Raw genomic sequence first — 12,929 nt, 5'->3', positions numbered from 1 at the left:
CTGTCTGCGGCCTCTTCCTTCGCGCTCCACGCGCGCGGCTCGTCGTGCCCTACTGTGCTCCCCCGACGATGACGCAGGCCACCGCCCGGCGCCATCAGAAGCGTGCGCGCACGGCGTCGCCGTGCGCCGGGAGACCCTCCGCGTCCGCGAGCGCGACGATCCGGCCCGCCACCGTCGCGAGGGCGTCGGCGTCGTACTCGATCACCTGCACCGCCCGCAGGAACGAGTGCACGCCCAGGCCGCTCGTGAAGTGCGCGCAGCCGCCCGTCGGCAGCACGTGGTTCGAGCCGGCCATGTAGTCGCCCAGCGAGACGGGCGAGTACGGGCCGACGAAGACCGCGCCGGCGCTCGTCACCCGCTCGGCGACCCGCGCCGCGTCGGCGGTCTGGATCTCGAGGTGCTCGGCGCCGTAGGCGTTGACGACCTCGAGGCCCGCCTCGACGTCGTCGACGAGCACGATCGCCGACTGCGTCCCGCCCAGCGACGTCGTCACGCGGGTGCGGTGGAACGTCGTGTCGACGAGGTCGACGAGCTTGGACTCGACCGCGCCCGCGAGCTCGACGCTCGGCGTCACCAGCACCGACGCCGCGAGCGGGTCGTGCTCCGCCTGGCTGATCAGGTCCGCCGCGACGTGCACGGGGTTCGCGCCGCCGTCCGCGAGGATCGCGATCTCGGTCGGGCCGGCCTCCGCGTCGATCCCGACGACGCCGCGCACCAGTCGCTTGGCGGCGGCGACGTAGACGTTGCCCGGACCGGTCACGACGTCCACGGGCTCGCACAGCGTCGCCCCGTCCTCGTCGGTCTCGCCCGCCGCGCCGTACGCGAACATCCCGACGGCCTGCGCGCCGCCCACGGCGTACACCTCGTCGACCCCGAGGAGCGCGCACGTCGCCATGACGACCGCGTCGGGCAGGCCGTCGCGGTCCTTCTGGGGCGGGCTCGCGACGGCGAGCGCACCCACGCCGGCCTCCTGCGCGGCCACGACGTTCATCACGACCGACGACGGGTAGACCGCGAGCCCACCGGGGACGTACAGGCCGACCCGGCGGACCGGGATCCAGCGCTGGCGCACCTGCGCTCCGGGAGCCACCTCGACCGTGAAGTCGGCGGGCCGCTGCGCGGCGTGCACCCGGCGGACGCGCGCGATCGTCTCCTCGAGCGCCGCGCGGACGTCCGGGTCGAGGTCCGCCACCGCCCGGCTCAGGGTCTCGCCCGGCACCCGCAGTGCCGCCGGCCGCACACCGTCGAACCGCTCGGCCAGGTCCCGCAGGGCCGCCGCACCGCGCGCACGCACGTCCTCGATGATCGGGGCGACCGTCGCGCCCGCGTGCTCCACGTCGACCTCCGCGCGCGGCAGCTCCTCGAGGAGCTCACGGCGGGACAGCGTGCGACCACGCAGGTCGATGCGGGAGATCATGGGCCGAGTCTAGGTCGCCCGCGCTCGACCGCCCGCGGGCGTTCCCGCCATGCGGGCAGCGTCCGGGCAGCTCCCAGGCAGGTCGCAGCAGTTCCGCGGGGGGAACCCGGGCACGGCGGCCGGGCCCGCGGCGGTGCCGGCAGTCCGGGCGCGGCAGACTGTGCGCATGCCGTCGCCCCAGAACCCGCCTCCCGCACCCGAGGTCCCCATCCGCGACGAGGTCATCCGGCTGGGCCAGTTCCTCAAGCTCGCCGGCCTCGCCGAGTCCGGCGCGGACGCGCGCGCTCTCGTCGAGGACGGCGCCGTCACGGTCAACGACGAGCCGGAGACGCGCCGGGGCCGTCAGCTCGTGCGCGGCGACCGGGTGTCGGTCTCGCTCCCGGGGGGCGTCGAGTCGGCCGTCGTGGCCTGACGTCCCGGCCTGGGTCACGGCAGCGGGTATGCGTCCTGCACCGCGGCGTACAGCACGTCCCAGGGCCGGATCGCGCGGCCCGCCACATGGTCGTCGAGCTGGTCCAGGCACGCGTGCCAGCCGCCGCCGTACCCGCGCGCGGCCTCGTCCGCGAGGCCGGTGTGCACCAGCTCCAGCACGCTGAGCGCGCCGTCGGGCCGGACCCGCACCTCCACGCGCGTCTCGCGCTCACTCGGGAACACCCACGTGACGACGAGCCGGTGCGGTGGCTCGCACTCGAGGACCTCGCCCCGCGCGTTCTGGTCGGAGTCCGCGACGTCGTCGCCCATCCGCAGCTCGTACCGCCCGCCCACGCGCAGGTCGCCGTACAGCGGACCCAGCCAGCGGCGCACGCGCTCCGGCTCGGTCACGGCCGCCCAGAGGTCCTCCGCGGTCGTCGGGTAGCTGCGGCGGAACACGACGCGCACGCCGTCGGCGTCGCGCGTCAGCAGCCCGTGCAGGTCGGTGCCGGTCATGTCGTCTCCCTCGTCGTGCGGGCGTCGTCCGTGACGTCCCGTCGTCCCCGCGCCACCTCGGTGCCCAGTGCGTCCAGCGCCTGGCCCCACCGCGCCCGGACGTCGTGCACCCAGCCGTCGACGGCGTCGAGCGCACCCGGGACCACGGTGTAGAGCCGGACCGGGCCGCGCGCCTCGCTGGCCACCAGCCCCGCCTCGCGCAGGATCCGCAGGTGGCGGGAGGTGGCCGGCTGACTGATGCCGAACTCGTCGCCGACCGCGCGCGCGAGCTCGCCCGCGGGCCGTCCCCCGGCGGCCACCAGCTCGACGAGCCGGCGCCGGACGGGATCGCCGAGAGCGTCCATCACGTGGGAGGTCACCGCCACCACGTTTCCACCCGTCGTTATATAACGCAAGTGTGAAATGTCAGCCGGCCAGGCAGCTCGGTCCCAGGAGGGCCTTGAGGTCGCCGAACAGCGACGGGTTGCGGGTCACGCGGAGGGCGTCGTCGAGCCGCATCACCGTCGCGCGGCCGGGCTGGACCAGGCGCAGGTGCACCTCCGTGGTGCCCGGGTGGGTGGAGAGCACCTCCTTCAGCCGCTCGACGACGGGTGTCGTGCACCGCGCCACGGGCAGCGTGACGACCACGGGTGAGTCCGCCGTGACGTTCACGTCCGGCAGGGTCACCTCCATGGCCTGCAGCTGCATCGTCTCGTCACGACGACGCACCCGGCCCTTCACCACGACGACCGCGTCCTCGGCGAGGACGGTCGAGTACGCGACGTACGTCTCGCCGAAGAACAGGATCTCGACCGAGCCCTCCATGTCCTCGAGCGTCACGGACGCCCAGGCGTTGCCCTGCTTCGACATCTTGCGCTGCAGGCCGGTCACCAGGCCGGCCACGACCACCGTCGAGCCGTCGGGGCGCTGCTCGTCGGCGTTCAGCGTGGCGATCGACACGTCCGCCGCCGCCGAGAGCACGTGCTCGAGCCCGGAGAGCGGGTGGTCGGAGACGTACAGGCCGAGCATCTCCCGCTCGAACGCGAGCCGCTGCTTCTTGTCCCAGTCCGGCAGGTCGGGGATCGTGATCGCGAAGCCCGGGTCGTCGTCGCCGCCGAACACGTCGGCGAACAGGTCGAACTGCCCCTCGGCCTCCTTGCGCTTGACGCCGATCACGGCGTCCACCGCCTGCTCGTGCACCAGGAGCAGCGCCTTGCGCGGGTGGCCGAGCGAGTCGAACGCACCCGCCTTGATGAGCGACTCGATCGTGCGCTTGTTGCACACGACCGCGGGGACCTTGTCCAGGAAGTCCGTGAACGAGGTGAAGTCGCCCTTCTCCTCCCGCGTCCGCACGATCGCGTCGACGACGTTCGCGCCCACGTTGCGCACGGCCGTGAGGCCGAACCGGATGTCGACGCCCACCGCCGTGAAGTTCGCCGACGACGAGTTCACGTCCGGCGGGAGCACCGTGATGCCCATGCGCCGGCACTCGCCGAGGTACAGCGCGGACTTGTCCTTGTCGTCGCGCACGCTCGTGAGCAGCGCGGCCATGTACTCGCCCGGGTAGTGCGCCTTGAGGTACGCGGTCCAGTACGAGACCAGGCCGTACGCGGCCGTGTGCGCCTTGTTGAACGCGTAGTCGGCGAACGACTCGAGCACGTTCCACAGCGCGAGCTGCGCGTCCTTCGAGAAGCCGCGCTCGGTCATGCCGCCGAAGAAGTCCGCCTGCTGCTTGTCGAGCTCGGACTTCTTCTTCTTGCCCATCGCACGGCGCAGCACGTCGGCCTGGCCCAGCGTGAAGCCCGCCACCTTCTGCGCGGTGGCCATGACCTGCTCCTGGTACACGATCAGGCCGTACGTCGTGTCCAGGATGTCCGCGAGCGGCTCGGCCAGCTCCGGGTGGATCGGCGTGATCTCCTGCTGGCCGTTCTTGCGCAGCGCGTAGTTGGTGTGCGAGTTCACGCCCATCGGTCCGGGCCGGTACAGCGCGAGCACGGCGGAGATGTCCTCGAAGTTGTCCGGCTTCATGAGCCGCAGCAGGGAGCGCATCGGTCCGCCGTCGAGCTGGAACACGCCGAGCGTGTCACCGCGGGACAGCAGCTGGTAGCTCGCCACGTCGTCGAGCTCGAGGTCCTCCAGGACCAGCGGGTCCTTGCCGTTCATGACGATGTTCTCGAGCGCGTCGTCGAGGATCGTCAGGTTCCGCAGCCCCAGGAAGTCCATCTTGATCAGGCCGAGGCCCTCGGACGTCGGGTAGTCGAACTGCGTGATGACCGCGCCGTCCTGCGGCCGGCGCATGATCGGGATGATGTCGATCAGCGGCTCGCTCGACATGATGACGCCCGCCGCGTGCACGCCCCACTGCCGCTTCAGGCCCTCGATGCCCTTGGCCAGCTCGACGACGCGCTGGGCGTCCGGGTCCGCCGCGTGGACCTGACGGAACTCCTCCGCCTCGTGGTAGCGCTTGTCCTGCGGGTCGAAGATGCCCGTCAGGGAGATGTCCTTGCCCATGATCGCGGGCGGCATCGCCTTGGTGAGCTTCTCCCCCATCGCGAACGGGAAGCCCAGCAGGCGCGAGGAGTCCTTCAGCGCCTGCTTGGCCTTGATGGTGCCGTAGGTGACGATCTGCGCGACGCGGTCCTCGCCGTACTTCTCGGTCACGTACCGGATCACCTCGCCGCGACGACGCTCGTCGAAGTCGACGTCGAAGTCGGGCATCGAGACACGGTCCGGGTTGAGGAACCGCTCGAAGATCAGGCCGTGCCGCAGCGGGTCGAGGTCCGTGATGCGCATCGCGTACGCCGCCATGGAGCCCGCGCCGGAGCCACGGCCCGGGCCCACCCGGATGCCGTTGTCCTTGGCCCAGTTGATGAAGTCGGCGACCACCAGGAAGTAGCCCGGGAAGCCCATCTGCGTGATGACGCCGGTCTCGTAGTCCGCCTGCCGCCGCACGTCGTCCGGGATCCCGGCCGGGTAGCGCTCGCGCAGCCCCTTCTCGACCTCCTTGACGAACCAGCTCGTCTCGTCCTCGCCGGGCGGGCACGGGTAGTTCGGCATGTAGTTGGCGTGGGTGTTGAACGACACCTCGCACTGCTCGGCGATCCGCAGCGTGTTGTCGCACGCCTCCGGCAGCTCGGCCCAGATCCGGCGCATCTCCTGCGCCGACTTCACGTAGTAGCCCGAGCCCTCGAACGCGAACCGGTTGCCGCCCTGCTCGTAGGTGGGCTCGGTGAGCGCCGACCCGGAGTTGATCGCGAGCAGCGCCTCCTGCGACGACGCGTCCTCCTGGGTCACGTAGTGCAGGTCGTTGGTCGCGACGACGGGGGCGCCGATGGTCTCCGCGAGGCGCAGGAGGTCCTTGAGCACCCGGGTCTCGATGTCCAGCCCGTGGTCCATGAGCTCGACGTAGTAGTAGTCCTTGCCGAACAGGTCCTGCAGCTCGCCGGCGACGCGCACCGCCTCGTCCCACTGGCCCAGCCGCAACCGCGTCTGCACCTCGCCCGAGGGGCAGCCGGTGGTCGCGATCAGGCCCTTGCCGTACGTCTCGAGGAGGTCGCGGTCCATGCGCGGCCACTTGCCCATCTGGCCCTCGAGCGAGGCGAGCGAGCTCGCCCGGAAGAGGTTCATCAGACCCTCGTTGTTCCGCGCCAGCAGCGTCATGTGCGTGTAGGAGCCGCGGGCCGAGACGTCGTCGGACTCCTGGCCCTGCTGGCCGAACCGCACACGGGTCTGGTCGAACCGGCTGGTGCCCGGCGTGACGTACGCCTCGACGCCGATGATGGGCTTGATCCCGGCCGCCGTGGCCTTGGACCAGAAGTCGAACGCGCCGAACAGGTAGCCGTGGTCCGTCGTCGCGATCGCCGTCTGACCCTGCCGCTGCACCTCGGCGAACAGGTCCGGCAGCCGTGCCGCACCGTCCAGCATCGAGTACTCGGTGTGCACGTGGAGGTGGACGAACGACGAGTCCTGCACTGCTGCTCCGGCTGTCACGGGGCGAGTCTAGGTCGCGCCGGGGACATCCCCCGCGACCCCGGCGACGCGTCAGCGGTAGCCGGCGGACACGACGTCGAGCGCGTGCTGCAGGTCCTGCGGGTACGCGCTCGTCACCTCGAGCCACTGCCCCGTGCCGGGGTGCTCGAAGCCCAGGCGCACGGCGTGCAGCCACTGCCGCGTCAACCCGACGCGCTTGGCGAGCGCGGGGTCCGCGCCGTACGTGAGGTCCCCCACGCAGGGGTGCCGCAGCGCGGAGAAGTGCACGCGGATCTGGTGGGTGCGCCCGGTCTCGAGGTGCACCTCGACCAGCGACGCCGCCGGGAACGCCTCGAGCAGCTCGTAGTGCGTGACCGACGGCTTGCCGTCGGCGACCACGGCGAACTTCCAGTCCGACGAGGGGTGGCGGCCGATCGGTGCGTCGATCGTGCCCGTCGTCGGCTCCGGGTGCCCCTGCACCAGCGCGTGGTAGACCTTGTCGACCGTCCGCTCCTTGAAGGCGCGCTTGAGCACCGTGTAGGCGTGCTCGCTCTTGGCGACGACCATGAGGCCGCTGGTGCCGACGTCGAGCCGGTGCACCACGCCCTGGCGCTCCGCCGAGCCCGACGTCGAGATCCGGTAGCCCGCGGCGGCGAGCGCACCCACCACGGTGGGGCCCGTCCAGCCCGGCGACGGGTGGGCAGCCACCCCGACGGGCTTGTCCACCACGACCACGTCGTCGTCGTCGTGCACGATGCCCATGCCGGGCACCGGCTCCGGCACGACCTCGGTGGCGGCCGGACGCGCGTCTGGGATCTCCACCTCGAGCCACGCGCCGCCGACGAGCCGGTCCGACTTGCCGACCACACGTCCGTCCACGCTCACGCCGCCCGCCTCGGCGATCTCGGCCGCGCGCGTCCGCGACAGCCCGAGCAGCCGCGAGAGCCCGGCGTCCACGCGGTCTCCCGCGAGTCCGTCCGGCACCGGCAGGCTGCGCCGCTCAGGCACCGGCCGGCCCGTCCGCGCGCCGGGCGGGCACCGCGGTGCCGTCGGCGTCGTCGTCCGCGGTCTCATCGGCGGTCTCGTCCGCAGGGTCGTCGCCGACACCCTCGTCGTGCGCCTCGTCGTGCGTCTCGCGGGTGCCGTCGACGCCCACGCCGCGGGCGACGGCGATCACGATCAGCCCCGCTGCGACGACGATCGCGATGTCCGCGACGTTCCCGACGAACCAGTCGGCGTAGGCGATGAAGTCGATGACGTGACCGCGGGCGAACCCGGGCTCGCGGAACAGCCGGTCCATGAGGTTGCCAAGGGCGCCGCCGAGCAGCAGCCCGAGCGCGAGCGCCCAGAGCGTCGAGCCGAGGCGGCGGGCGATGCGCACCACGACGACCACGACGCCGATGGCCACCAACGTCAGGACCCAGGTCATGCCGGTCGCGATGGACAGCGCGGCGCCCGGGTTGAACACGAGCTGCAGCCCCAGCCAGTCGCCCAGGACCTCCTGCCGGGTCGCGTCGAGGGACCGCAGCGCCCACGCCTTGCTCAGCTGGTCCGCGACCAGCACCACGAGGGTGACCGCGACGAGCAGCAGGACCAGCCCCCGCCGCCGCGGGGCGCGCGTGGCGACGTTCGAGTCCTCGACGTCCGGCTGGCCGTCAGCGGCGACGTCGAGCGGTGCCGTGCCGGCCGCGACGTCCGTGGGCCTGTGCGTGCCCAGGGCCCCGCCCGCGGGCTCGTCCGACGGCGCGCCGGAGGACTCGTTCGGCGGCTCGGTCAGGGCAGGCTCGTCGGACCTGTCGGGCGTGGTGGGCACCGCAGGAGTCTACGGGTGCGTCAGCGACGCTCCTCGCGCTGCTTGCACTCGACGCACAGCGTCGCGCGCGGGAACGCCTGGAGACGCGCCTTGCCGATCGCCTGGCCACACGCCTCGCAGGCCGCGAACGTGCCGGCGCTGATGCGGGCGAGCGCGTGCTGCGTCTGACCGAGCATGTCGCGCGTGTTGTTGACCAGCGTGAGCTCCTGCTCACGCTCGAGCGCGGACGAGCCGGAGTCCGCCTGGTCGTCCCCGGCGCCGTCGCCGGAGTTGCGCAGGAGGTCGGAGAGCTCCGCGTCCGCGCTGGCGAGCTCGCCCGTGAGGCGGTCGATGTCGGCGACGAGCTCGTCGGCCACGGCGCGCACCTCGCGCCCCGTCCAGGGCTCCTCACCGTCGCGGACCGGGAAGAGCTTCGCGAGGCGCGCGAGCTCCTTCGAGTCCGGAGTCACTGCGATCGTCGTGCTGAGCGAGTCGTTGGCCACGGCCGAGCCCCCTGTCTGTGAGGTGACGAGAATGTAGACGGGTGTCCGCCCGTGCACAACACGACACGCCGGACGCTGCCGGCGTGTCGTGGTGCTGACCTGCCCGGACGTCGCCGCGGTACCCCGCCGTGGCGATGCCCGGTGAGGAGGACGGCCGACCCGCGGCCGCCCTCCCGACGGACTGCTAGATGGTGTGGCCGTCGCCGACCGGCTGCGCCTGCGCGGACCGCGGCGGCAGCGCGCTGCCGCGGTTGTCCAGGTCGCCCAGGAGGTTCTCGAGGTAGCTCTTGAGGCGCGTGCGGTAGTCCCGCTCGAACACGCGGAGCTCGTCGATCTTGCGCTCGAGGAGCGAGCGCTCCTGCTCGAGCTGGCCCAGCGTGCGCTGCGACGTCTCCTCGGCCTCGCGGACGATGCGGGTCGCCTGGCCCTTGGCCTCCGAGACGAGGCGCTCCGACTCCTCCTGGCCGCTGCGGACGTAGTCGTCGTGCAGCTTCTGCGCCAGCTGGAGCATGCCCGTGGCCGACTCCGGCTCGTTGGTGCGGCCCGAGGTCACCGGCGCGCTCACCTGCGGCGCGGGCGCGGGCGCCGCGACGACGGGGGCCGGCGCGGGAGCGGGCTCGGGCGTGGGCTCCGGCTTGGGCGCGGGAGCCGGCGCGGCGACGGACTGCTGCGCGCCGGCACGGCTCAGCTCGGCGATACGACGCTCGGCGGCGGCCAGCTTGGTCTTGAGGTCCTCGTTCTCGCCCTGGAGGTCACGCAGGGTGTTGACGACCTCGTCCAGGAAGTCGTCGACCTCGTCCTGGTCGTAGCCCTCACGGAACTTGGTCGCCTGGAACTTCTTGTTCAGGACGTCATCTGCAGTGAGCAGTGCCATCGTCGTCACCTCTGTCGGTAGAGCGGGGTAGGTCGAGCTGGCGGAACCGGTGGTGCGAGGCAGTCACCCGACCACCTCGACTCACCGTAGCGGACAACGAGCCCGCGACGCGGCTCCGAGGAGGGCGGCGCCTACAGACGGGCCGCGATGCTGGGCAGCACCGACAGCAGCACGCTGCACAGCAGGAACAGCACCAGGAACGCGAGGTCGAGCCGGATGCTGCCGATCGTGAGCGGCGGCAGGATCCGGCGCAGCGCCTTGAGCGGCGGGTCGGTCACCGAGTAGGTGCTCTCCGCCACCACGAGGGCGATCCCCCGCGGGCGCCACTCACGCGCGAAGAACATGACCCAGTCGAGGACCAGGCGCACGAGCAGGAACAGGAAGAAGACGAAGACGACGAACGTCGCCAGCTGCAGCAGGACGCGCACGCGTCAGCTCTGGTTGTAGAACCCGGCGCGGCTGGGCGCACCCAGCGGGGGCTCTCCCGAGACCTCGACGTGGGCCGGCGACAGCAGGAAGACCTTGTTGGTCACCCGCTCGATGGCGCCGTGCAGGCCGAAGATCAGGCCGGCCGAGAAGTCGACCAGCCGCTTGGCGTCCGCGTCGTCCATGTCCGTCAGGTTCATGATCACCGGCGTGCCCTCGCGGAACGCCTCACCGATCTTGCGCGCGTCGTTGTACGAGCGCGGGTGGATCGTCGTGATGCGGCGCAGGTCCTGCGCGGCGGGCTGCTCGACGGCGCTCACGCGGGTCGGCCGGAAGGGCGTCACCTGGGCCTCGTGCTGCTCCTCGGCATCCATCGGCATGTCGACCCCCTCGTCGTCCAGGTACTCCCCGTGCTCCGGGTGCGTGGCGTGGTCGTCGGCCAGGCCGAGGTACAGCATCGTCTTGCGCAGCGCTCCGGCCATGGCCCCCGCTCCTCCCCCGGACGTCGTCCGGACCTTGCTCGTCTGACCTGCTCGTCTGACCTGCTCGTCGGACCCGCTCCTGCGTGCCGGTCGGCGTGCGCCTCGCGGTCCGAAGGTCCGTCCGCTGGTCACGCTAGCAACGCGCGCGGGACGCCTCAGGTCGCGACACGCCGCGCGAGGGGACGGATCACACCTGCCGCGCGTCCCGTCCGACCGTCGCGCCGGAACGAGAACAGGTCGGCGTCCGCCCACGTGTCCCGCCGCGACCGCAGCACCTCGCCCACGCCGCAGCGCAGCAGCACCGCCTCGGCCCCGCGCGGCAGGTCGAGCGCCGGCGTGCCCGCGCGCGTCGTGGCGCGCGCCTCCGGGACCAGCACCGCGACCTCGTCGCGCATCGCCTCCGGGACCTCGTACGACGAGCCCGCGATGGCCGGCCCGACGGCGGCCCGGACCCGCTCGGGGCGGGCGCCCAGGGCGACCATCGCCTCGACCACGGACGGCAGGACGCCGTCCACGAGGCCGCGTCGGCCCGCGTGCGCCGCGCCCACGACGCCGGCGTCGTCGTCCGCCAGCAGGACCGGGACGCAGTCGGCCACGAGCACGGCGAGCGCGACGCCCGGGTCCGCCGTGACGAGCGCGTCGCCCGCGCCGACGGCACGCAGCGCGTCGGCCGGGACCGCGGACGGCGTCGCGACGACGAGCGTCGTCGCTCCGTGCACCTGGTCCGCGAACGCGACCGGGCACCCGGCCCACGCCGCGAGGCGCGCCCGGTTCTCGCGGACCGCGGCCTCGTCGTCGCCGACGTGGGCACCCAGGTCGAGCGCGTCGTACGGCGGCCGGCTGACACCGCCCCGCCGGTCGGTGAAGCCGGCCCGCACGCCCGGCCCCAGGTCGACCTCGTCGAGCGTGAGCCCGCCGGGGCGCCGGTCGGTCGACCGGCGCGCCGACGGGCCGTCGCTCACTTGAGGAAGTCGGGGACGTCGAGGTCGTCGCGCTCGCGCCGCGGCTCGTCCTCCGAGAAGATCCGCGGCACCTCGAGCGACGTGGTCGACGGTGCGGGCTCGGCCTCCGTGGAGAGGAACGCCGGCACCTCCTGGGGCGACGAGGTCGGGAGCGGCTGACCACCGGGGACGGCGACCGGGCGGTCGGCCGCCGCGAAGGCGGGCACCTCCTGCGGGGCGTCCGTGCGCGGCGCGGGGACGGACGGCACCTGACGCACCTGACCCGGGCCGTGGCCGGTCGTGTGCGCGCCCTGCGCCGCCTGGCCGGCCCCCTGACCGCCCTGCTGACCGCTGACCTGGCCGAGCGCCCGGGCGTCACGACGCACCTGCGGCGACCCGCCGTCGAACCCGGCCGCGATCACGGTCACCCGGACCTCGTCGCCCAGCGCGTCGTCGATGACCGCACCGAAGATGATGTTGGCCTCCGGGTGCGCGGCCTCCTGCACCAGACGCGCGGCCTCGTTGATCTCGAACAGGCCGAGGTCGGAACCACCCTGGATGGACAGCAGCACGCCGTGCGCGCCGTCGATGCTGGCCTCGAGCAGCGGCGAGCTGATCGCCATCTCCGCGGCCTGCACCGCGCGGTCGTCGCCGCGCGCGTAGCCGATGCCCATGAGCGCGGACCCGGCACCCTGCATGACCGACTTCACGTCCGCGAAGTCGAGGTTGATGAGCCCCGGCGTCGTGATCAGGTCCGTGATGCCCTGGACACCGGAGAGCAGCACCTGGTCCGCGGAGTGGAAGGCGTCGAGCACCGAGACCGAGCGGTCGGAGATCTGCAGCAGGCGGTCGTTCGGGATGACGATGAGCGTGTCGACCTCGGCCCGCAGGGCGTCGATGCCGGCGTCCGCCTGGACCGAGCGGCGCCGGCCCTCGAAGGTGAACGGACGGGTCACGACACCGATCGTGAGCGCACCGAGCGACCGCGCGATCCGGGCCACGACCGGCGCACCGCCCGTGCCGGTGCCGCCGCCCTCGCCCGCCGTGACGAAGACCATGTCCGCGCCGCGCAGGACGTCCTCGATCTCCTCGGCATGGTCCTCGGCCGCCTTCTTGCCGACCTCGGGGTCCGCGCCCGCGCCGAGGCCGCGCGTGAGCTCGCGGCCGACGTCGAGCTTGACGTCGGCGTCGGACATGAGCAGGGCCTGGGCGTCGGTGTTGACGGCGATGAACTCGACACCCTTGAGGCCGACCTCGATCATGCGGTTCACGGCGTTGACGCCGCCACCGCCGATGCCGACGACCTTGATGACCGCCAGATAGTTCTGCGGAGCTGCCACGGTGGGTGCCTCTCGTTCAGTGCGGCTGGTGCTGCTGTGGTGGGCTGCCTGCATTCGCGACACGCGGCGTGCGGAGCAACCTTCACCCTCTACTTGAGGGTTATAGTTATGTCAGATGTCCTGTCACGGCGTGACGCTAGGTCGCGCCCCGGCGCCGATCAACGACCGCGCGCGCGTGTCGCGTCACGGGTTCGGCCGGCCGTCTCCCGCGTGCGTCGAACCACCCGGCGCGGCCCTCGGCGACCGGGCTCACGCACCCGCACCGCTCACTGGCCACTC

Annotated in this window: 13 protein-coding genes; 1 reads left to right on the top strand and 12 read right to left on the bottom strand. The window is 72.6% G+C overall.

All coding sequences use genetic code 11. From position 1 onward, the window contains the following. Positions 1–94: 94 nt before the first annotated feature. Complete coding sequence (gene hisD / locus KIN34_RS16335) at positions 95–1,417, bottom strand: histidinol dehydrogenase (protein ID WP_214353028.1); 1,323 nt, start codon at positions 1,415–1,417, stop codon at positions 95–97. 166 nt (positions 1,418–1,583) lie between these two features. On the opposite strand from hisD, the gene KIN34_RS16330 reads away from it, so the two are divergent. Continuing rightward, complete coding sequence (locus KIN34_RS16330) at positions 1,584–1,829, top strand: RNA-binding S4 domain-containing protein (RefSeq protein WP_214353027.1); 246 nt, start codon at positions 1,584–1,586, stop codon at positions 1,827–1,829. 14 nt (positions 1,830–1,843) lie between these two features. On the opposite strand, the gene KIN34_RS16325 is transcribed toward KIN34_RS16330, so the two are convergent. The 11 genes from KIN34_RS16325 to ftsZ form a co-directional block, all read right to left on the bottom strand. Then, positions 1,844–2,344 (bottom strand): SRPBCC family protein, encoded by a 501-nt coding sequence (locus KIN34_RS16325; protein WP_214353026.1) that lies wholly within the window; start codon positions 2,342–2,344, stop codon positions 1,844–1,846. Further along, positions 2,341–2,703 (bottom strand): ArsR/SmtB family transcription factor, encoded by a 363-nt coding sequence (locus KIN34_RS16320; RefSeq protein ID WP_307858298.1) that lies wholly within the window; start codon positions 2,701–2,703, stop codon positions 2,341–2,343. Before KIN34_RS16320 ends, KIN34_RS16325 begins: the two co-directional genes overlap by 4 nt. A 46-nt stretch (positions 2,704–2,749) precedes the next feature. Beyond that, entirely contained in the window at positions 2,750–6,313 is a 3,564-nt protein-coding gene (gene dnaE / locus KIN34_RS16315) for a DNA polymerase III subunit alpha (RefSeq protein ID WP_214353025.1), read from the bottom strand. Between the two features lie 51 nt (positions 6,314–6,364). After that, positions 6,365–7,300, bottom strand: coding sequence for an RluA family pseudouridine synthase (locus tag KIN34_RS16310; RefSeq protein ID WP_214353024.1), 936 nt, complete (start codon positions 7,298–7,300; stop codon positions 6,365–6,367). Next, the gene (locus KIN34_RS16305) at positions 7,293–8,105 is read right to left on the bottom strand and encodes a signal peptidase II (RefSeq protein ID WP_307858297.1); all 813 of its coding nucleotides are present in this window, start codon (positions 8,103–8,105) and stop codon (positions 7,293–7,295) included. Before KIN34_RS16305 ends, KIN34_RS16310 begins: the two co-directional genes overlap by 8 nt. 20 nt (positions 8,106–8,125) lie before the next feature. Continuing rightward, on the bottom strand, positions 8,126–8,587 hold the full coding sequence (locus KIN34_RS16300; RefSeq protein ID WP_214353023.1) for a TraR/DksA family transcriptional regulator: 462 nt from the start codon (positions 8,585–8,587) through the stop codon (positions 8,126–8,128). A 184-nt stretch (positions 8,588–8,771) separates the two neighbouring features. After that, positions 8,772–9,461, bottom strand: coding sequence for a DivIVA domain-containing protein (locus tag KIN34_RS16295; RefSeq protein WP_214353022.1), 690 nt, complete (start codon positions 9,459–9,461; stop codon positions 8,772–8,774). 131 nt (positions 9,462–9,592) lie between these two features. Next, positions 9,593–9,889 carry a YggT family protein gene (locus KIN34_RS16290; RefSeq protein ID WP_214353021.1) on the bottom strand — a complete coding sequence of 99 codons (297 nt, stop codon included), beginning with the start codon at positions 9,887–9,889 and terminating at the stop codon, positions 9,593–9,595. Between the two features lie 3 nt (positions 9,890–9,892). Beyond that, positions 9,893–10,369: a cell division protein SepF gene (locus tag KIN34_RS16285; protein ID WP_214353019.1), complete on the bottom strand. Its 477-nt coding sequence runs from the start codon at positions 10,367–10,369 to the stop codon at positions 9,893–9,895. A 155-nt stretch (positions 10,370–10,524) separates the two neighbouring features. Continuing rightward, positions 10,525–11,331: a peptidoglycan editing factor PgeF gene (gene pgeF, locus KIN34_RS16280; RefSeq protein WP_214353017.1), complete on the bottom strand. Its 807-nt coding sequence runs from the start codon at positions 11,329–11,331 to the stop codon at positions 10,525–10,527. Then, positions 11,328–12,650: a cell division protein FtsZ gene (ftsZ, locus tag KIN34_RS16275; protein ID WP_214353015.1), complete on the bottom strand. Its 1,323-nt coding sequence runs from the start codon at positions 12,648–12,650 to the stop codon at positions 11,328–11,330. The genes pgeF and ftsZ overlap by 4 nt, the downstream gene beginning before the upstream one ends. Between the last annotated feature and the right edge of the window lie 279 nt (positions 12,651–12,929).

This window comes from Cellulomonas fulva (assembly GCF_018531375.1).
Taxonomy (GTDB): domain Bacteria; phylum Actinomycetota; class Actinomycetes; order Actinomycetales; family Cellulomonadaceae; genus Cellulomonas; species Cellulomonas fulva.
This window is presented reverse-complemented; position numbering and strand designations above follow the sequence as displayed.